The sequence below is a fragment of the Pseudoxanthomonas putridarboris genome (genome assembly GCF_038321125.1).
GTDB classification, from domain to species: Bacteria; Pseudomonadota; Gammaproteobacteria; order Xanthomonadales; family Xanthomonadaceae; genus Pseudoxanthomonas_A; species Pseudoxanthomonas_A putridarboris.
Genome location: NZ_JBBWWT010000009.1, coordinates 1 through 20,314, shown reverse-complemented (window position 1 = coordinate 20,314; position 20,314 = coordinate 1). Strand labels below are relative to the sequence as shown.

Genomic DNA, 20,314 nt, shown 5'->3' with positions numbered 1-20,314 from the left:
CACCGGTGGCCGCCGGTGGGCGGTCTACAATGCCGCATGGCCAAGCTCTACTTCTACTACTCGGCGATGAATGCCGGGAAGACGACCACGCTGCTGCAGTCGGCGCACAACTACCGCGAGCGCGGGATGCGGGTGGCGATCCTGACGCCGCGGCTGGACGACCGCGCCGGGGCCGGCGTGGTGGCTTCGCGCATCGGGTTGCGGTCCGATGCGGTGGCGTTCGAGCGCGACGACGACCTGGAAACCCGGATCCGCGACGACATCGCCGCGCATGGTCGGCTGGATTGCGTGCTGGTGGACGAGGCGCAGTTCCTGACCCGCGCGCAGGTGTGGCAACTCAGCGAGGTGGTGGACCAGTTGCGCATCCCGGTGCTCTGCTACGGCCTGCGCACGGATTTCCGCGGCGAGCTGTTCGAGGGCAGCCAGTACCTGTTGGCCTGGGCCGACGAGTTGAGCGAGATCAAGACCATCTGCCATACCGGCAAGAAGGCCACCATGACCGTGCGCGTCAACGAGCGGGGCCATGCCGTGCAGCAGGGCCCGCAGGTGGAGATCGGCGGCAACGAGCGCTATGTGTCGGTCAGTCGCGCGGAGTTCAAGAGGATCGCCCGCGGCGAGGGCCGCATCGACCCGTTGCAGGCGCCTTTGCCACTGGATTGAGCGGCCTCAGCGGCCGGCCTCAGCGGCAGGCGGCGCGGATGTCGGCGGCTTCGCGCGGGATGACGCCGCCGTCGGGCTGCTGGATGCGCAGTTCGCCGATCAGCGCATCCAGTTCCTGCCGCGCGCGATCGCCTTCGCCCAGGCGGCAGCGCGCTTCGGCCGCGTAGGCGCGCGCCAGCCAGCGCAGCTTGGGCGCCTCGCTGCCTCCGCCCGCGTGCTTCGCCAATACCTGCAGGGATTCCAGGGCATCGGCGGGGCGCCCCAGCCGGGTCTGGTGGCGGGCCATCGACAGTTCCGAGAACCAGGTGCGCGGATGGTCCGGGCCGAAGCCGACGCGGGTCAGCCGCACCGCGCGGTCGAAGCGCTCGCTGGCGCCCGCCAGGTCGCCCTTGGCGGCCAGGACTTCGCCGATCAGGCGGTCGGTCTCGCCGATCAGCGGATGGCTGGCGCCGATCTGCGCGGCGCGCACGCGGCGCGATTCCTCCAGCGCGGCCAGGGCCTCGTCGTTGCGGCCGGCGCTGTGCAGGACCATGCCGTAGTTGAACAGGCCGCCCGGCAGGATCTGCGCGCTGTCGGGCGCGCGCCAGATCGCCACGGCCTGTCCCACGTCGCGCACGGCGGTGTCGTAGTCGCCGCGCTCCCACGCGATGATGCCCAGTGCGTTCCAGCTGGATGCGGTGTCGCGATGGTTGGGCCCCATGGATTCCAGGGTCAGCGCATGCAGGCCGCGCAATTCCTCCTCCGCCTGCCGCAGATGGCCCAGGTCCACGTGGACGGCGGCGATGTGCCGGCGCAGCGCCTGGGTGACGGGATGCTGCGGGCCGTGGATTTCCTGGGCCAGGTCGCGCGCGCGCTGGAGGATGGCCAGGGCGGCGTCGGTCTCGCCGCGGTTGCGGTACAGCATGGCCAGGCTGCGCTGGATCTCCACGGCCAGTGGTAGCCGGCCGTAGCCATGCGCCTGCAGGTGGGCCAGCGCGGCGCGGTAGCCGCGCACGGCGGTGTCGGCATTGCCCAGTTCGGCCTCCAGCGCGGCTAGGTCGCGCATGTTCTCGGCGACCCCGGCCTCGTCCTTCAGGTCGCGGCGCAGGGCCAGCGACCGGTCGAACATCTGCCGCGCCACCTGCCGCTCGCCGGCATCGCTGCGGCAGCGGCCGTTCTGCGACTGGAATTCTGCCACCGGCAGCGGCAGGCGCGTCTGCAGCACGGACAGCCGCGATTCCATCGGCGCCATCACCGTCAGGCATTGCCGGGATTGGCCCAGCAGGCGCAGCACGCGGCCGTGCTGGGTGGCCGACTCCAGCCGCAGGCTGTCGGGGGCATCGTCCAGGCCTGCCAGCAGGCGCGCCTGTTTTTCCAGCAGGGCCAGCGACTGGCGGTAATCGCCCAGGCCCAGCCGCAGGCGCGCGATCAGGCCCAGCAGTTCGGCATGGGCCAGGGGTTGCCCGGCCAGTTCGCGATCGCCGCGGCGCTCGCCGGCGGCCAGCAGTTCGCGCGCATCGAAAGTGCTGCCCTGCTGCGAGGCGCTGGCGTTGTCGAACAGGCCGATCACGAAGTCCTGCATGGCCTGCGCGCGGGTGGCTTCGCGCATGGCCTGGCGCCCCTGCCAGGCGGTGACGGCCAGCGCGGTCACCAGCACCAAGCCGGCGACGCTGCCGCCGGCCAGTGCCCACCGGTGGCGCGACAGGTATTTGCGCAACCGGTAGCCGACGCTCTGCGGCCGTGCGTGCACCGGGCGGCCTTCCCTGTGGCGCTGCAGGTCCAGCGACAGCGCCTCCACCGAGGGATAGCGGTGCTCGGGCTGCTTGGCCAGCGCCTTCAACGCGATGTTGTCCAGGTCGCCGACCAGCTTGCGCGCGCTGCGGCGGGTCTCGGGACAGCGCGTGCGCGAGCCGTCGGTCGTGCGCAGCGTGGCGACGGAAGGTTTCAGCGGCTCGACGGCCAGGATCGCTTCTTCCCACTCGGCGTCGGTCTGCCGGCGCAGGCGGTAGGGCTTGGTGTCGGCCAGCAGTTCGTACAGCACCACGCCCAGCGAATAGACGTCGGTCATGGTGGTGACCAGCTCGCCGCGCACCTGTTCCGGTGCGGCGTAGTGGAGGGTGAAGGCGCGGACCTCCGTGCGCGGGTGGACGGGGGCCGGTTCCGGGTCGTCCAGCAGCTTGGCGATGCCGAAATCCAGCAGGCGCACGTCGCCGTTGGGCGTGACCAGGATGTTGGACGGCTTCAGGTCGCGGTGGACGATCAGGTTGGCGTGCGCGTGGCTGACCGCCTCGCACACCTGCAGGAACAGTTCCAGCCGGCCATCCAGCGGGATGTTGTTGGCCGCGCAGTACTCGTTGATGGGCACGCCTTCGACGTATTCCAGCGCCAGGTACGGCTGGCCCTCGCTGCCGACGCCGGCGTCCAGCAGGCGGGCGATGTTGGGATGCTCGAGCCGCGCCAGGATCTCGCGCTCGCGGGTGAAGCGCAGGCGCAGGTTGGGGTCGGCCAGCCCCGGGCGCAGCAGCTTCAGCGCGACGCGGCGCTGGTACAGGCCGTCGGCGCGCGAGGCCAGCCAGACCATGCCCATGCCGCCTTCGCCGAGCATCGACTCCAGGCGGTACGGGCCCATCAGCGTGCCCGGCTGCAGCTGGCCCGGCTTGTCCAGCAGCGGCTGGTCGATGAAGCCTTCGTTCCCGTCTTCCAGCGCCAGCAGTTGCTCGAGCTCGCCGGCCATCGCCGGGTCGTCGGCGCGCAGGATCTCGAGCTGGTGCGCGCGCGCCTCCGGCTCCAGTTCGAGCAGGATGTCCAGCAGCGGGGACAGGCGTTGCCAGCGTTCGGCGTCCATCGCGAAGGTCGACGGCGTGCCTCAGTTTTCCTGCATGGCCGACAGCAGGAACAGCCGCGCCTTCTGCCAGTCGCGGCGGATGCTGCGCTCGGAACGCTGCAGCAGTTCGGCGATCTCCAGTTCGGAAAGGCCGGCGAAGTAGCGCATTTCCACCACTTGGGCCAGGCGCTCGTCGGCCAGCGACAACTTCTCCAGCGCGTCGTTCAGCGCCAGCATGTCCTCGTCCAGGCGCAGGTGGCCTTCCACTTCCTCGGGAATGTCGGCCACGCGCTTGAGGTCGCCGCCGCGCTTGCGCGCCAGCCGGCTGCGCGCGTAGTCCACCACCACGCTGCGCATCGACGAGGCGGCATAGGCGAAGAAGTGCGCACGATCCTCGAACTTGGCGTTGCCGCCGCTGCCGATCAGCTTCAGGTAGGACTCGTGCACCAGCGCGGTCGCATCGAGCGTGTAGCCGTGCTGCCCCGACAACTGGCGGCGGGCCATGGTGTGCAGTTCCTGGTACAGCGTGGCGAGCACGCGGTCCAGCGCGGCGCGGTCGCCGCCCCGGGCCGAGTCCAGCCACAGGGTGATATCGGGTGTATCGGCCATCTCTCTTCCCCAGACGCCAAGGTGAGGAATATAACGTCAATCGGGGAGGGCGATGTGTAGGCGGAAGGGCGGGCGCCGGTTCAGCGCTGGCAGTGCCCGCACCAGACCGTGGCGCGCTGGCCGATGCTGGCCTGCTTCATCGGCCGCCCGCAGCGCGGGCAGGGCTCGCCGCCGCGCCCGTACGCGGACAGTTCCTGCTCGAAGTACCCCGGCGCGCCGTCGGGGCTGAGGAAATCGCGCAACGTGGTGCCGCCGCGGGCGATGGCATGGGTCAGGATCGCCTTCACCGCGCCGGCCAGCGCCGCGTAGCGTTCCCGCGAGACCTTGCCGGCCGCGCGCAGCGGCGAGATGCCGGCGCGGAACAGGCTCTCGGCCGCGTAGATGTTGCCCACGCCCACCACCACCGCCTGGTCCATCAGGAAGGTCTTCACCGGCGCCCTGCGGCCACGGCTCAGGTCGAACAGGTAGTCGCCGTCGAAGTCGTCCGACAGCGGTTCCGGCCCCAGTCCCCGCAACAGCGGGTGCACCTCGCCGAGCGGCTGCCACAGCAGGCTGCCGAAGCGGCGCGGGTCATTGAAGCGCAGCACGCGACCCGGCTTGCCGGCGCTGCCGGCAAACGCGATGTCCACGTGGTCGTGCGTGGAAACCGGAATCGTGGCCGGCAGCACGCGCAGGCTGCCGGACATGCCCAGGTGCAGCAGCGCGCTGCCGGCGGCGGTATCCACCAGCAGGTACTTGGCGCGCCGGCGCACGGCCTCGATGCGCTGGCCCGGCAGGTCGCGCGCCACTTCCGGCGGGATCGGCCAGCGCAGGTCGGGCCGGCGCAGCGTCACCGACTGGATGCGGCGGCCTTCGATGTGCGGCGCCAGCCCGCGGCGGGTGGTTTCGACTTCGGGCAGTTCAGGCATGGCCGGGGAAGGCTCCGTAATAGTCGCCATCGCGGCGCACCTGCACCGGACCGCCGAAGGCGTGGCTCAGGTGCGTCTCGGTCAGCGTGGCGGCACGGTCGCCGTCGGCGTACACCGTGCCGTCGCGCAGCAGCAGCACGCGGTCGATCTCGGGGATGATCTCCTCGATGTGGTGCGTCACCAGCACCAGCGTGATGCCGCGCTGGGCCAGGCCGCGCATCAGGCCGAGGAAGTGCTGCCGCGCCACCAGGTCGAGTCCCGCCGTGGGTTCGTCCAGCAGCAGCGCCTCGGGTTCGTGCACCAGGGCGCGGGCGATCAGCACGCGGCGCATCTCGCCGGTGGAGAGTTCCGCCACCTGCCGGTCCGCCAACGCGGTGGCGCGCACGTCGGCCAGCGCTTTGCGGGCACGCTCGCGCATGTCGGCGCCGACCTCGCGGTGCGGCGGCACCACGAAGCTGGAGAAGAAGCCGGTGACCACCGCATCCTCCACGCGCAGGAACGGCATCTGCTGCAGGTCGTGGGTCAGGTCGCTGGTCACCACGCCCAGGCGGTTGCGCAGTTCGCTGACGTTCCAGCGGCGCAGGCCGAACACTTTCACCGGCGCATCGCCCTCGCGCGCCAGCGGGTAGAGCTCGCGGTTGATCAGCTTGATTAAGGTCGACTTGCCGCAGCCGTTCGGTCCCAGGATGGCGGTGTGCTGGCCCAGGGGAATCGTCAGCGACAGGTCGCGCAGCACGCGCGACGGGCCGCGCACCACAGTGGCGCGGTCGAGTTCGAACAGCGGGGCGACCATCGTCGGGAGCGGCGGGCTGGCGGGTAGGTTCATCGGGATGAGGGCAGGGCGGGGGATGCCGGAAAGGATCTGAATACCATACGCCGGCGACGGGTGAAGTTTGCCGTGCCAGGCGGCATTATTGTCCCGCCGGCACGGCCTTTCCGTGCCCTCGTTCCCCCGGAGCCCGGCTGCCATGTTCGACGCGATCTTCCCGTTCCTGACCGGTGGCCTGCTGGGTCTGGGTTGGGCGGGCCTGCTGGTGACGCTGCTGGTATTCACCCAGCTGACCATCTTCTCGGTCACGCTGTACCTGCACCGCAGCCAAGCGCACCGCGGCGTCGACTTCCATCCCGTGCTGAACCATTTCTTCCGTTTCTGGACCTGGCTCACCACGTCCATGATCACCAAGGAATGGGTGGCCATCCACCGCAAGCACCACGCCAAGGTGGAAACCGAAGAGGACCCGCACAGCCCGCGGACCAAGGGCATCGGCAACGTGTTCTGGCGCGGCGTGGAACTGTACCGCGAGGCGCGTTGGCAACGGGCCGACATCGAGCAGTACGGCAAGGGCGCGCCGGACGACTGGATCGAGCGCCATCTCTACGCCCCGCACGCCACGCTGGGGCCGACGGCGATGCTGCTGGTGAATTTCGCGCTGTTCGGCATTCCCGGCATCGCGCTCTGGGCCGTCCAGATGGCGTGGATTCCCTTCTGGGCCGCCGGCGTGGTGAACGGCCTGGGCCATTGGTGGGGCTACCGCAACTTCGAATCCGCCGACACTTCCACCAACCTCACCCCGTGGGGCGTGTGGATCGGCGGCGAGGAACTGCACAACAACCACCATGCCTTCCCCAGCTCGGCGCGCTTCTCGATGCGGCGCTGGGAATTCGACATCGGCTGGGCGGTCATCAAGGGCCTGGAGAAAGTACGGCTGGCCAAGGTGCTGCGCGTGGCGCCCACGCTGGATATCCGCCCGAACATTGCCGTGCCGGATACCGACACGCTGAAGGCGCTGCTGTCGCACCGCTTCCAGGCCATGACCGATTACCAGCGCAACGTGCTGATGCCGGCGTTGAAGGAAGAAGCCGCACAGGCCGGTGCCCGGCTGCGCCAGCTGCTGCCGCGCCAGCTGCGGCGCGGGCTGGTGGACGACGGCCGCTGGCTGAAGCCTGACGCGCGCGAGCAACTGCAGCAGTGGGTCGCCCAGCGCCCGCGCATCCGCGCGCTGATGGAACACCGCGCGCGACTGGCCGCCCTGCTGGAAGCCCGCACCCACGACGCCTCCGAACGGCTGAAGCAGTTGCAGCTCTGGTGCCAGGAAGCCGAGGCCAGCGGCATCCGCGCCTTGCAGGACTATTCCGCCCGCCTCAAGGGCTACGCACTGGCGCACTAGTCCCCCTGTAGGAGCGACGTAAGTCGCGACCGCACGTTTCGCCACGTCCACGCACTGGACGAAAGGCGGTATCCCGTCTGCCTCCGAACGACAGGCAGGTGGGCCCGTTCGTTCTTCAATCGATTCGCCTCGCGATCCGGCACGCTTGCCGAACCGGGCAAGCCCGGCTCTACAATGCGGCATGTACCCGCGATGCCTTCCGCTCGTCCTCCTCTGCTTGCCTTTTGCCGCGCATGCGCAGGTCACCGCCACCAGCGACTATCTGGCGCGCATGGATACCGACGGCGACGGCCGCGTCAGCCTGGCCGAGTACCAGCAGTGGATGAGCTACGCCTTCGACCGCATGGACCGCAACAAGGACGGCGTACTCGGCACCGACGAACTGCCGGGCGGCAAGGGCAAGCCGATCACCCGCGAAGCGCACCTGGCCCAGTTGGCCGAGCGCTTCAAGCGACAGGACGCGGACGGCGACGGATTCCTCAGCGAGAAGGAACTGGCCGCGCCGCCGCGGTGATGGCGGTCGGTTCCAGTCGTGGGCGTGCGGGTTGGCGTGGTTATCCGGCGGAATGCATGGGAGGCGCAATGCCGGTTTGACGGCAGGCGGTCCCGCAATGAGTGGCCAATCCGTTGTTCTAACAAGCCTTATCTGCTTGACTGCCGTCCGACTGAAGCTGGACACGAATTTCTTATCCCCGGATTCGGGGTCCGAATGTAGTTAGGCAGTGGTATCGTTTCCTCGGTTATTCATGATGAACATCACAATCGCTTCGGAACATCGCTTGGTCATCCAAGACAAGACTCAGGTCGCAGACGCGATTAGTCTGTGCTTGGGTACGGATGGGCTACTTCTGACCGAGAATGACGTTGGGCATGATTTCTTTCGCCTTGAAAGCGGAGTTGCGGGCGAGCTTCTACAAAAGCTCGTTAACTACGGAGTCAAGACCGCTTTCGTATGTCCTGATCCAAGCGCATACGGGCAGCGATTCTCCGAGCTAGCCTTGGAGCACTCTACTCATCCGCATGTGCGGTTCTTTCGCGCCCCACAAGAGGCAATTGATTGGCTGCGTGCGGGTGGTGGGGCCAGTGCCTAGCAATTCATTCAAGCCGACGCCACTTCGCGGCGCGGCTTGATTCAGGCGTTCGGCCCTGCTGATAAGCCTTCAAAGCACCAGACGCCAAAGGACACAACGCAAATGTATCCCTTCCGTCTTCGCACTCTGGATGCGGTCTTTCTATTGGCTCTTTCTTCTTCTCTTTTTGCCTCAAGCTCCGAACGACCTTCTATAGGCAGTTCCGTTGACGCACAGCCGCATCCAGGGGGCACTCTCGATTCTTCGCCCGCACCGACCTATTCACAAGAAGTGCCGTTATGGCCCGAAGACTCCAAGGTTCTGCAAGACGGGATAAGAGAACTTGCCAACGAAGAGTGGGCCAATACCCATCCGACATTCCTGCTTTATTACCCACAAGCTCCTTCCGCACGATCAGCCGTCATCGTGTTTCCAGGGGGCGGATACAAAGCGTTGGCGATTGGCCAGAAAAGCACGATCGGGGTCAACGGTGCCGATGTATGCAAGTGGCTGACTGACTCTGGCGTCACCTGCGTTCTTTTGAAATATCGGGTCCCCAATACCGGATGCAATTGGAATCGGGAAGCTCACAGGCATGTGGCGCCTGATATTCCAATGGCGCTGCAAGACGCTCAAAGGGCTATTTCTATCGTTCGGCACAACGCGAATGAATACGGCATAGACCCCGATAAAATTGGCGTCATGGGCTTTTCAGCCGGAGGGAATATGGCGGTTCTTTCCAGCACGGCCTTCAAGGAGCGATCGTACGATCCCGTCGATGAAATCGATCAAGTGAGCAGTCGTCCGGATTTCGCGATACCTGTTTATCCGGGGCACATGACGATGGAGCACAAGAACAAGACTCCAAGGGAAATAGCGGCGCAAGAACTCAATACCGACATTGTGGTTTCCGCGGAAGTGCCACCAACTCTTCTCGTACATGCAAAAGACGACCCGGTTGATCCGGTCCATTTTTCGGAAGTGTACGAGAGGGAATTGAAGAAAGCCGGCGTGAACGTGAAGCTCATCATCTATGAGACCGGCGGGCATGCTTTTGGAGTCAGGAAGCAAGGCACGGACACTGATCGCTGGATGGATGATGCTATCGAGTGGCTAAGGGAAATCAAGATCCTCTGACACGACGCCCTGCATGTTGTTGCTTGGGTCGTAACCATATGCCTTAACGTTCCAGGCAGGGACCGAAGACAAGCGATCTTTGTGTTCCAATGCTCTGCTCTCTTTGGAGTGACTGTGATGAAGATTCAACGGATCGTTGCCAACATCGAGACCGGCGACGTCGAGGCAGCAGATGCGTTCTATCGTGGGGTGCTGGGTCTCGATGTGGTCATGGATCATGGCTGGCTTCGCACTTATGCTTCCGCGTCAAAAATGACGGTTCAAGTCAGTATTGCCAGTCAAGGCGGTTCGGACACGCCAGTTCCTGATCTTTCGATAGAGGTGGACGATCTTGCGGAGGCTCTTCGGAGAGTCAAGGACTCTGGAACCCCTATTGAATACGGTCCCATAAGCGAGCCTTGGGGCGTCCGTCGGTTCTACGTTCGGGATCCATTTGGCAAGCTCGTCAACATCTTGCAGCATGAGCCGTCGGGTGCGCCCTGACAATCCATTCAAGCCGATTTCAGGCGTTAGGCATAAGAACAGGGGAGATCATGCAAGCGAGTTCTGAATTCTTTGTTGGTTGGGGAACCTTGTCCCTTATCAATGCCGGCTTGGCTCAGTCCAAGGGACGAAGTGGCCTTGGCTGGTGGCTTGGTTCAATCTTTATCGGACCACTGGCGACGCTCCTTATCGTCGTGCTTCCGCCGTCGCCAAGTCGGACAGGCTGATGCTTAGCAATTCATTCAAGCCGATACCGCTTCGCGGGTCGGCCCGACCCAGGCGTTAGGCGCCGCGGAGTTCGCGCATGTCCGATAGTCAGATATTCGAGGGCGGATGCCTGTGTGGATCCGTACGGTTCCGGGCTACTTCCCAGCCTGTCCGTGGCGTGATCTGCCACTGTGGGATGTGCCGCAGGCATTCCGGCGCGCCGGCCCTCGCTTTCGTCCACTTCCCTGCCGAGTCATTCGCATGGCTCGGTTCGCAGCCAAGCTGGTATCGCTCATCCCGGTTCGCGGAGCGGGCATTCTGCTCGTCCTGCGGCAGCACGCTGGGCATGCGGGAGGAGGTCCTGGGCGATCGGGTGCAAGTCTGCGTCGGCAGCCTCGATGAGCCTGGCCGCGTGCAGGTGCAGGACCACGTCTGGACAAGTTCCCGCGTACCTTGGTTCGACACCAGTGACCACCTGCCGCGCTTTCCGAAGAGCAGCACTGCGGTGCCATCCAGGGCGTAGAGAGGTGGGGCGGCATCTGACAACTCATCCAGGCCGATGCCGCTTCATGGGCCGGCCTGATTCGGGCGTCGGGGCGTAGAGATGCCGACAGGCCCGCCTCTGGCTCCATATCGGCGCAAAGAAAACGCCGGCCACGAGGGCCGGCGTCGAGGTTGCGCCGGAGGGCAATCCGGCGCGGGGGGAGAGGGTTGCGTTACTTCGTGATGTCCACGTCCTTGGTTTCCTTCAGGAAGAACGTGCCGATCACGAACGTCATCAGCGCCACGATGATCGGGTACCACAGGCCGTAGTAGATGTTGCCGGTCAACAGCACCAGGGCGAACGCGGTGGTGGGCAGGAAGCCGCCGAACCAGCCATTGCCGATGTGGTACGGCAGCGACATCGAGGTGTAGCGGATGCGGGTGGGGAACAGTTCCACCAGCCACGCCGCGATCGGGCCGTACACCATGGTCACGTAGATCACCAGGATGGTCAGCAGCAGCAGCACCATCGGCTTGTTCATCTGGTCGTTGTCGGCCTTGGCCGGATAACCGGCGGCGTTGATGGCCTCGGTCACATCGGCCGACAGCTTGTCCTGCGCCGCCTTGGCTTCTTCCGGCGACAGCGCATTGACGTTGACGCTCTGGATCACCTTATCGCCGATGCGCACGCTGGCCAGCGTGCCGGCCGCCGCTTTCTCGTTGGTGTACGGAACGCTGCGGGCGTTGAGCAGGTTCTTCACCACGTCGCAGGAGTTGGTGAACTTGACGTGGCCCTTCAGCTCGCCGGGGACGAACTGGAACGAGCAGTCGGCGGGGTCCGCCGCCACCACGGCCGGCGAAGTGGCCGCGGCCGCTTCCAGCGCCGGGTTGGCGTAGTGGGTCAGGCCCTTGAAGATTGGGAAGTAGGTGATGGCGGCCAGCAGGCAGCCGGCCATGATGATGGGCTTGCGGCCGATCTTGTCCGACAGCCAGCCGAACAGGATGAAGCCGCCGGTGGCGATCGCCAGCGCCGCCGCGATGAACAGGTTGGCCGTCACCGCGTCCACTTTCAGCGTCTGCGTCATGAAGAACAGCGCGTAGAACTGGCCGGCGTACCACACCACGGCCTGGCCGGCGGTTGCACCGAACAGCGCCAGCAACACGATCTTGCCGTTGCTCCAGGTGCCGAAGCTCTCGGTCAGCGGCGCCTTGGACTGCTTACCTTCGGCCTTCATCTGCTGGAACATCGGCGATTCGTTCAACTTCATGCGGATCCACACCGAGACCAGCAGCAGCACGAAGGAGATCAGGAACGGAATGCGCCAGCCCCACGCGCTGAACGCCTCCTCGCCCAGCAGCTTGCGGCAGCCCAGGATCACCAGCAGCGACAGGAACAGGCCGATGGTGGCCGTGGTCTGGATGAAGCTGGTGTACAGGCCGCGCTTGCCCATTGGGGCATGTTCGGCCACGTACGTCGCCGCACCGCCGTACTCGCCGCCCAGTGCCAGGCCCTGCAGGCATCGCAGGACCACCAGCAGGATGGGGGCGGCGATGCCGATGGACGCGTAGGTAGGCAGCACGCCCACCAGGAACGTGGATATGCCCATGATGACGATGGTCACCAGGAACGTGTACTTGCGCCCGATCATGTCGCCCAGCCGGCCGAACACGATGGCGCCGAACGGGCGCACCGCGAAGCCCGCCGCGAAGGTCAGCAGCGCCATCACGAATGCGGAGCCGGACGGCAGCGACGAGAAGAAGTGCACGGCGATGACGGCCGCCAACGAGCCGTAGAGATAGAAGTCGTACCACTCGAAGATGGTGCCCAGGCTGGATGCGATGATGACGCGCTTGTGGCCCTGGGTGAGCGTGGCCGGTGCGCCGGCCCCGTTTGCGGTTGTGCTGGACATTAGGGTTACCCTCAGAAGGTGTACTTGATGTGGGTCTGCAGGCGGTTCAGCTCGCCACTGTCGCCGTTCTCGAGTTCGCGCTTGCCCCAGATGAGTTCGGCGCCGACGTCCAGCTTCGGCAACGGCGTGTAGATCAGGTTGACGTGCGCGGATTGCGCGCCCTTGGTGATGCCCAGCCCGGTGAGGGCGGTCTCGTTGTCGTACTCGGCGCGCGAGTAGAAGACGTTGGTGCGCAGCTTGGGACCGAACGCATGGCGCCAGCCGACGAAGCCGGCCAGCACGCCGATGTTGTCCAGGTTGCCGTCCACGTCCAGCACCGCGTCGTTGTTCAGCGCCAGACCGACGTAGCGGCCGATGCCCTCGCCGCCGGTGAGCATGTAGCGGATGTCGTCGTTCGCGCCCAGGTTCCACTTGCCCGAAATGCTGATGCCGTAGCCGAACTTGTCCTCGTCGATGTCGGCCGGACCGTTGCGGTACTTCAGCTGGCGCACCAGGCCGGCGACGCTGAAGTGGCCCCAGTCGCCCTTGGGGTTGTAGCGCACGGTGAAGTCCGGCACCGCGCCCTTGTCGGCCTGGATCTGCGCCATGTTGCCCTGGTAGGGCGTGAGCACGGTTTCCGGGTTTTCCACCGAGACCGACCAGGGTCCCTTGGTGTAGCGCAACTGCGCCTGGCGCACGAACACCGTGCCTTCGGTCGGGCCCAGGAAGTCCACGGTGTCCGGCAGCGCGGCGGTGTCCTGGAAGTTGGTCCAGGCCTGGCCGGCCAGCCAGTTGTTCCAGGTCACGTAGGCCTGGCGCAAGGTCAGCGCATAGGTGTTGGTGGCCACTTCGTTGCCGGTGAAGGCGGTGCTGCCGCCGCCGAACAGATCGAATTCCAGGTAGCTCTTGATCTTGTCGCCGCTGTCCAGGTCGGTGTCGGTGGCGAACCAGAAGCGCGAGAAGTTGGCGCCCATGTCGGTGTTGGCCCCGCCTTCCCTGGCGGCGCCGCCGCCGACCGGGATGGTCTTGGGCACGTAGAACAGGCGGCCGACCGAGCCGTCGGCGATGTCGCCGTCGTTGGTGCTGGTGACCGAGGCGTCCAGCTTGATGAAGCCGCCGTACGTGAAGCGCGTATTGGGGCCTGCACCGGCGGAGATCGGCGTCTGCTGGATGCCGGGCTTCGCGGCGGCGGGCTGCGCGGCCTGCGCCGCCTGCACCTGCGTCACCTGTTCCTGCGTGGTGGAGATCTGCGTCTGCTGCTGTTGCTGCGAGGAAAGCAGCAGTTGCACCTGCCGCTCCAGTTCGGCCACGCGGGCCTCCAGCGCTTTTTCCTTCGCGGTCTGCGCGAACGCCATGCCCGGCGCGATCAGTGCGACGAACAGCGCGGCGGCCAGCGGCCGTCGCGCCATGGATGCGGAACGTTTGGTCATAACCCCTCCCGAAAGGCTAATGGCCGCGTTGCGCGGCTGGACTGCAGACTTGCGCCAGAGCATCGTCGGCGCCTATTCGCCATTAGTCGTAAGTGCCCGGCCGCGCTCGCAAGGTCCCGTCGTTGTTACGTTTCCGTATGCGCGGCCCGCGCCGGCGAGCGCGGATTTAAGACCAAGGTCTAAGCCCCATGTTGCAATGCCGCACGGCGGAATGCGTCAAACTCGGGGCGCTTGTCCGGTCCTCGCGGCCGGCACGGCATTGCTGTCAGAATCGCTTGTCTTGTTTCGCTTGTTTCGAACGTCTTCGGGAGGACGCCATGACTGATCTGTATCCGGTCAAGCCGGAATTCGCCGCCAGGGCCCGCATCACGCGCGAGGCCTACCTGCGCGACTACCAGGCCTCGATCGAGGATCCGGAGGCCTTCTGGGGCCAGGCGGCCGAGCGGCTGCAATGGTTCAAGAAGCCCACCCGGATCAAGGACGTCAGCTACGCCCTGGACGACTTCCATATCCGCTGGTTCGCCGACGGCGAGCTCAACGCCAGCGTCAACTGCCTGGACCGGCAGCTGGCCACGCGCGGCGACAAGGTCGCGCTGCTGTTCGAGCCGGACAGCCCCGACACGCCTTCCTACGGCGTGACCTACCGCGAGCTGTACGAACGCACCTGCAAGCTGGCCAACGCGCTGCGCGCGCTGGGCGTGCAGAAGGGCGACCGCGTCACCCTCTACCTGCCGATGATCCCCGATGCCGCCGCGGCGATGCTGGCCTGCGCGCGCATCGGCGCGATCCACTCGGTGGTGTTCGGCGGTTTCGCGCCCAACTCCATCGCCGACCGCGTGGCCGACTGCGGCAGCAAGCTGATCATCACCGCCGACGAAGGTCTGCGCGGCGGCAAGAAGGTGCCGTTGAAGGCGAACGTCGACGCCGCGCTCAAACTGCCGGGCACCAATTCCGTCGAGACCGTGCTGGTCGTGCGCCACACCGGCGGCGCGGTGGACATGCAGATGCCGCGCGACCGTTGGTTCGACGCCGTGGTCGATGGGCAGCCGGCCGAATGCGAGCCCGAGCGCATGAACGCCGAGGACCCGCTGTTCATCCTCTACACCTCCGGCAGCACCGGCAAGCCGAAGGGCGTGCTGCACACCACCGGCGGCTATCTGCTGTACGCCAGCTACACGCACGAGGCGGTGTTCGACCTGCGCGAGGACGACGTCTACTGGTGCACCGCCGACGTCGGCTGGGTCACCGGCCACAGCTACATCGTCTACGGGCCGCTTGCCAACGGCGCCACCGCGGTGATGTTCGAGGGCGTGCCCAACTATCCCAGCGTCTCGCGCTTCTGGGAGGTCATCGACAAGCACAAGGTCACCATCTTCTACACCGCGCCCACCGCGATCCGCGCGCTGATGCGCGAGGGCGAGGCGCCGGTGAAGAAGACCTCGCGTGCCTCGCTGCGCCTGCTGGGCAGCGTGGGCGAGCCGATCAATCCGGAGGCCTGGCGCTGGTACTACGACGTGGTCGGCGACGGCCGTTGCCCGATCGTCGATACCTGGTGGCAGACCGAGACCGGCGGCATCCTGATCACGCCGCTGGCCGGCGCCATCGACCTCAAGCCCGGCTCGGCCACGCTGCCGTTCTTCGGCGTGCGGCCCGCGCTGGTGGACGCCGGTGGCGAAGTGCTGGAGGGCGCCACCGAGGGCAACCTGGTGCTGCTGGATTCCTGGCCCGGCCAGATGCGTAGCGTCTACGGCGACCACCAGCGCTTCATCGACACCTATTTCCGCACCTATCCGGGCACCTACTTCACCGGCGACGGCTGCCGTCGCGACGAGGACGGCTACTACTGGATCACCGGCCGCGTCGATGACGTCATCAACGTCAGCGGCCACCGCATCGGCACCGCCGAAGTGGAAAGCGCGCTGGTCGCGCATCCCAAGGTCGCCGAGGCGGCGGTGGTCGGCTTCCCGCACGACATCAAGGGCCAGGGCATCTACGCCTACGTCACCCTGAAGGCGGGCGAGGCGCAGAGCGACGAACTGCAGAAGGAACTGGTGGCCTGGGTGCGCAAGGAGATCGGCCCCATCGCCACCCCGGACCATCTGCAGTGGGCGCCGGGCCTGCCGAAGACGCGCTCGGGCAAGATCATGCGCCGCATCCTGCGCAAGATCGCCGAGAACGCGCCCGAGCAACTGGGCGATACCTCGACGCTGGCGGATCCGTCCGTGGTCGAATCGCTGGTGGCGGAGCGCAAGGTGCGCTGAGGCGGAGATTCGGGATGAAGGGATTCGGGATTCGAAGAAGCCGTACCCATCATCACCACGCTTGGGTTTCCTTCCCCCGGGCGGCATGATGTCTCCATCCCGACTCCCGAATCTCCAATCCCGGCTCTACCGATGCCCACCCTGCTGATCGCCGACGACCACCCGCTGTTCCGCGAAGCCTTGCGCGGGGCGGTGCAGCGGGTCATGCCCGGCGTGAAACTGCATGAGGCCGACAGCGTCGACGCGCTGTATGCCCTCGTGGACGCGCACCCCGATGCCGACCTGTTGCTGATGGATCTCAACATGCCCGGTGCGCAGGGCTTCAACGCGCTGGTGCACCTGCGCGCGCTGCACCCGCAGTTGCCGGTGGTCATCGTGTCCGCGCGCGAGGAACCGGCGGTGATGCGCCGCGCGCTGGACCATGGCGCACTGGGCTTCATTCCCAAGTCGGCCGATTCGGACACCATCGGCGAGGCCATCGGCGTGGTATTGGAAGGCGAGCGCTGGGCGCCGGAGGAAGCGCACAACGCACCGGCCACGTCCCGCGACGAGCAGGAGATCGCCCAGCGCCTGCGCGACCTGACCCCGCAGCAGTTCAAGGTGCTGCAGATGCTCGGCGTCGGCCGCCTCAACAAGCAGATCGCCTACGACCTGGGCGTGTCCGAGGCCACCATCAAGGCCCACGTCACCGCCATCCTGCGCAAGCTGGGCGTCACCAACCGCACCCAGGCCGTGCTGGCCGCCGGACGTCTGGCGGTGGACCCGGACGGCATCGTGCTGCCGCTGGAGGAAGCGGAGTAACCGAAGGCGCGGTGGCCGGTTCGGCGGCCGCATGGTCGGCGTTCTGCGATCAAAGCGGTCGAAGAAGGCGAGGGCGTGCCGGCCGAGTAAGCCGTCGCATAGTCACATTCACGTGTCGCCATTTGGTAGCAAGGGCTCCATGCGCTTAATCGAAGGAGCAGAATCGTTGTCGGGGTAAACGCTGCGAAGCGCGCGGGCGGTCAAGCGTCCGATGGCGCTCGTGCCGCCCATTGGGAGAACAGGATCTGAAATCATTGTTGTATGCCCCAACTTCCTCTAAGCCCGGAATCGGCGGGTTTGGCGAAACTCATATCTCCAGACCACGAAGCAGATCTTCGAGTTTCCGCTCACCGTCCTTCGTCTGTGCACCGATCTTGAGTCCGCCCCGAATGAGACTTGCGGCAGCGGGACGTTCGAAGAGGCCTGCCCACGCGTCGTGCTCGCGACGGAAACCTTCCTGCAAGTCTTCCGCGGGCAAGGCCTTCTTGGCTGCGGCAATCACGCCCTCCGGCAATGCGGCGATGTTGTTCGCCAAGCGATCAACGAAGTCGTCGAGTTCGGCCGCCGGCAATGCCCGGTTGATCCAACCGTAGCGTTCCGCCGTCGCAGCGTCGACAAGATCGGCGCCGAGGATCACTTCGAGAGCGCGCCCGCGCGTCATTCGACTGGACAGATACTGGGTAGCGCCACCCCCGGGCGTGATACCCATCAACGCCTCGCACTGGGCCAGCCCCGCCCGGCCCTCGGCGGCAAACGCCATGTCGGCCGCCGCGACGAACTCTGCACCGCCTCCGCGCGCGAAACCGGCGAGCTTGATGATCGTCACCTGCGGCTGCTCCCGTAGAAGTTCGCCGAATGCCTGGAACGGGTTGAGGCCTTCAGGCGCATCGCGGGCGACTTCGTCGAAGGCCTGCGGCTCATCGATCAGCGTCATGTCGACATGCGCGATGAAGAACTCCGGATCTGCGCTCTGAAAGACGATCACGCGAATGGTTGGGTCGTCGCGAACGGATAGAAGATAGTGGCGAATCTCAACCATCAAAGCCACATCAAGCAAGTTCACCGGCGGATTATCGATCGTGACTCTGGTGACGCTTCCAGCCCGAGAGATGTGAATCCGGCTGTATGTCTTGTCTGTCATATTCAATTTTCCATCTAGTGGATTACTGGCACGTCCATAGGTTCACGCCAAAACGTTTCGCCTATTCTCAATAAGCGCGCGAGGTGTCCAAGCGCCCGATAGCGCCCGTGCCACCATTAGGAGGATAGGATCTGAACTCATTGATATGCGTCCTTACCAGCCACAGCAGGCGATTGACCATTGAGAGAACATCGAGTTCGCTCAAGCGATTGCGCCTCCGTCGACGGTCAAGGTGGCGCCCGTGATCATGCTTGCGGCGGGACTGGCAAGAAAGACCACAGCGTTCGCGATTTCGCGTGGCTCGGCGTAGCGCCCCAAGGACGTCAGGCTTCGCTGGAAATCGGCAGTCTCGCCATCCGCCGGATTTGCATCCGTATTGGTTGCGCCAGGTTGCACAAGATTCACGGTGATGCCCATCGGGCCGAGCTCGCGCGAAAGGCCGCGGGTGAAGGAGGTAAGTGCCGCCTTGGACATCGCATAAGGCGTTATGCCCGTAAACGGAACCCGCTCCCCTAGGGCCGAACCGATCGTGATGATGCGTCCCCCTCCCGCGAGATGCGGAATAACCGCCTTCGCAAAAAAAACCGGCGCTCGCACATTGATGTCCATCACTGCCTGATAGTCGTGCAGGTCAAGGTCGGCGATCATTCCAGCGTGACCAATCGCTGCGCTGTTGACGAGGATGTCGAGCCCGCCAAGCGTCGAGACGGCATCGTTCACGGAGCGCGAGATGGCCTCCGGGTCGGTGCTGTCGGCTTGGATGGCGACCGCGCGACGCCCCGTTTTCTCGATCGACTTGGCCACCGCTTCAGCTTTCTCAACTGAGTTCTGATAAGTGAATGCGACGTCGGCCCCGTTGTCCGCTAGTGCCAGCGCGATCGCGGCTCCGATACCCCGCGATCCCCCGGTTACCAGTGCACGCTTCCCGTTCAAATCGATCATGTATTTGTCCTTTCCGAAATTCATTCGTTCAGATATCTATGTGGTTCGCGTAGACAATGCCGCTCAACGGCCTGAACCGCGAACTTAGGCCCGCATTCAGTCTGTGTCGCTGTCGGGGAGGTGGACGCTCAGGCGAAACATGCGCCACCAGGCAGCGCAGCTCAGGAAATAAACCTTGTCACCCCCGTATGCGATCCGGTAGTGCCCTTTTCTGGAGAACTGTGTCGCGAGAACAGGAGCGACGCATTGGGAGTTCCTATGTCAGGATGCGTCGCGAAACCAGGAACGCTAAGTTGGACATCGAAGATCTTCGGACATTCGTGGAAGTTGCCGACGCCGGTGGAGTCTCGCCCGCCGCCCGCCGGCTTGGTGTCTCGAAATCGATCGTCAGCCGGCGACTCGCCCGGGTCGAAGCGGAACTTGGCGTCCAGCTTCTGGCACGGACCACACGAGGTGCCGCCCTCACAGAGGCCGGCGTCACGTTCCGGGACCATGCCGCCCGGGCCTGTGCCGAGATCGACGTGGCCAGGGAAACGATCCTGCCTACCGGCGAGCTGCGTGGGCGATTGCGGATCGCCGCACCACTTTCCTTTGGCCCGACCCACTTCGCACCCGTGCTGGCGCAGCTGGCGAAACGCCATCCGCGGCTCGGCATCCACACCAGTTACAGCGATCGCTTCGTCGATCTCATCGCCGAAGGTTTTGATTGTGCAATCCGGGTTGGCTATCTCCAGGAATCCAACCTGATCGCCAGACGCGTTGGACCGATCCGCGGCAAGCTCGTCGCCAGCCCGGACTACATCGCGGCGCACGGCGCTCCCGAGACGCCGGAGGAAATCATTGCCCACGAGGCCCTGATGCAGGGAACGGAAACCTGGCAATTCATGAACGGCAACGAGACCGTTACCGTGCATCCACGGGGGCGCTTCAAGGCAGACGATGCCACGGCCCTCGCTTCGGCCGCGGTCGCGGGACTTGGCATCGCCTGGCTACCTGATGGGATTACCGATGAGTACGTTGTCGCCGGTGCACTCGTCCCCATCATGACGCGTTATCCGCCACCCACGGCAGGGATCTATGTCGTTCGCCCATCGAGCCCACACCCATCACCGAAGGTGCAGGCACTCACCGAACTGTTGATCGAGTGCTTTGAACAGGTGGTGGAATTCGCGAAGGTGATCGACAAAGCAAAAAGCGGACTGGCCTGCTGCCGATTTCACAGACACCTAGTTTAGGTGCAATGATGAAATCGGAGGTGGTAAATGGCAAAGCGGACGTTCACGCCCGAGTTCAAGCTTGAGGCGGTAAAGCTGGTCCGGGAA

At 65.4% G+C, this 20,314-nt stretch carries 18 protein-coding genes; 10 read left to right on the top strand and 8 right to left on the bottom strand.

The features are described 5' to 3' along the window. Positions 1-36 precede the first annotated feature (36 nt). Positions 37-660, top strand: coding sequence for a thymidine kinase (locus tag AAD027_RS15850; protein WP_341727001.1), 624 nt, complete (start codon positions 37-39; stop codon positions 658-660). A 19-nt stretch (positions 661-679) separates the two neighbouring features. Here AAD027_RS15850 and AAD027_RS15845 read toward each other — a convergent pair whose 3' ends face one another. The 4 genes from AAD027_RS15845 to AAD027_RS15830 all read right to left on the bottom strand — a co-directional run bounded on the left by AAD027_RS15845 (position 680) and on the right by AAD027_RS15830 (position 5,806). Beyond that, entirely contained in the window at positions 680-3,484 is a 2,805-nt protein-coding gene (locus AAD027_RS15845; protein WP_341727000.1) for a serine/threonine-protein kinase, read from the bottom strand. A gap of 21 nt (positions 3,485-3,505) precedes the next feature. Further along, complete coding sequence (locus tag AAD027_RS15840) at positions 3,506-4,072, bottom strand: ECF-type sigma factor (RefSeq protein WP_341726999.1); 567 nt, start codon at positions 4,070-4,072, stop codon at positions 3,506-3,508. 80 nt (positions 4,073-4,152) lie between these two features. Continuing rightward, entirely contained in the window at positions 4,153-4,980 is an 828-nt protein-coding gene (gene mutM / locus AAD027_RS15835; RefSeq protein ID WP_341726998.1) for a bifunctional DNA-formamidopyrimidine glycosylase/DNA-(apurinic or apyrimidinic site) lyase, read from the bottom strand. Next, complete coding sequence (locus AAD027_RS15830; protein WP_341726997.1) at positions 4,973-5,806, bottom strand: ABC transporter ATP-binding protein; 834 nt, start codon at positions 5,804-5,806, stop codon at positions 4,973-4,975. The genes mutM and AAD027_RS15830 overlap by 8 nt, the downstream gene beginning before the upstream one ends. A 142-nt stretch (positions 5,807-5,948) precedes the next feature. Here AAD027_RS15830 and AAD027_RS15825 point away from each other — a divergent pair, with 142 nt between their 5' ends. From AAD027_RS15825 to AAD027_RS19090, 6 genes are all read left to right on the top strand, one after another. Next, positions 5,949-7,148, top strand: coding sequence for a DesA family fatty acid desaturase (locus tag AAD027_RS15825; protein ID WP_341726996.1), 1,200 nt, complete (start codon positions 5,949-5,951; stop codon positions 7,146-7,148). A gap of 181 nt (positions 7,149-7,329) precedes the next feature. Further along, positions 7,330-7,662 (top strand): EF-hand domain-containing protein, encoded by a 333-nt coding sequence (locus AAD027_RS15820; protein ID WP_341726995.1) that lies wholly within the window; start codon positions 7,330-7,332, stop codon positions 7,660-7,662. 232 nt (positions 7,663-7,894) lie between these two features. Then, positions 7,895-8,239, top strand: a complete 345-nt coding sequence (locus AAD027_RS15815) for a DUF4180 domain-containing protein (RefSeq protein WP_341726994.1) — start codon at positions 7,895-7,897, stop codon at positions 8,237-8,239. Between the two features lie 102 nt (positions 8,240-8,341). After that, on the top strand, positions 8,342-9,355 hold the full coding sequence (locus tag AAD027_RS15810) for an alpha/beta hydrolase (RefSeq protein WP_341726993.1): 1,014 nt from the start codon (positions 8,342-8,344) through the stop codon (positions 9,353-9,355). 117 nt (positions 9,356-9,472) lie between these two features. Beyond that, on the top strand, positions 9,473-9,838 hold the full coding sequence (locus AAD027_RS15805) for a VOC family protein (RefSeq protein WP_341726992.1): 366 nt from the start codon (positions 9,473-9,475) through the stop codon (positions 9,836-9,838). 304 nt (positions 9,839-10,142) lie between these two features. Continuing rightward, on the top strand, positions 10,143-10,568 hold the full coding sequence (locus tag AAD027_RS19090; protein ID WP_425605474.1) for a GFA family protein: 426 nt from the start codon (positions 10,143-10,145) through the stop codon (positions 10,566-10,568). 193 nt (positions 10,569-10,761) lie between these two features. Here the strand turns inward: AAD027_RS19090 and AAD027_RS15800 are convergent, their stop codons facing one another. Together AAD027_RS15800 and AAD027_RS15795 are read right to left on the bottom strand one after the other, a co-directional pair. Then, positions 10,762-12,438, bottom strand: a complete 1,677-nt coding sequence (locus AAD027_RS15800) for an MFS transporter (RefSeq protein WP_341726991.1) — start codon at positions 12,436-12,438, stop codon at positions 10,762-10,764. Positions 12,439-12,449: 11 nt separating this feature from the next. Beyond that, a complete protein-coding gene (locus AAD027_RS15795; RefSeq protein ID WP_341726990.1) occupies positions 12,450-13,847 on the bottom strand; it encodes a DcaP family trimeric outer membrane transporter in 1,398 nt (465 codons plus the stop codon). 317 nt (positions 13,848-14,164) lie between these two features. Here AAD027_RS15795 and acs point away from each other — a divergent pair, with 317 nt between their 5' ends. Both acs and AAD027_RS15785 read left to right on the top strand, forming a co-directional pair. After that, positions 14,165-16,108, top strand: coding sequence for an acetate--CoA ligase (gene acs / locus AAD027_RS15790; RefSeq protein ID WP_341726989.1), 1,944 nt, complete (start codon positions 14,165-14,167; stop codon positions 16,106-16,108). Between the two features lie 132 nt (positions 16,109-16,240). Further along, the gene (locus AAD027_RS15785) at positions 16,241-16,909 is read left to right on the top strand and encodes a response regulator transcription factor (protein WP_341726988.1); all 669 of its coding nucleotides are present in this window, start codon (positions 16,241-16,243) and stop codon (positions 16,907-16,909) included. Between the two features lie 307 nt (positions 16,910-17,216). On the opposite strand, the gene AAD027_RS15780 is transcribed toward AAD027_RS15785, so the two are convergent. Then, a complete protein-coding gene (locus AAD027_RS15780) occupies positions 17,217-18,050 on the bottom strand; it encodes an enoyl-CoA hydratase/isomerase family protein (protein ID WP_341726987.1) in 834 nt (277 codons plus the stop codon). 201 nt (positions 18,051-18,251) lie between these two features. Then, positions 18,252-18,992 (bottom strand): SDR family NAD(P)-dependent oxidoreductase, encoded by a 741-nt coding sequence (locus AAD027_RS15775; RefSeq protein WP_341726986.1) that lies wholly within the window; start codon positions 18,990-18,992, stop codon positions 18,252-18,254. 293 nt (positions 18,993-19,285) lie between these two features. On the opposite strand from AAD027_RS15775, the gene AAD027_RS15770 reads away from it, so the two are divergent. Next, entirely contained in the window at positions 19,286-20,227 is a 942-nt protein-coding gene (locus AAD027_RS15770; RefSeq protein WP_341726985.1) for a LysR family transcriptional regulator, read from the top strand. Positions 20,228-20,314 lie beyond the last annotated feature (87 nt).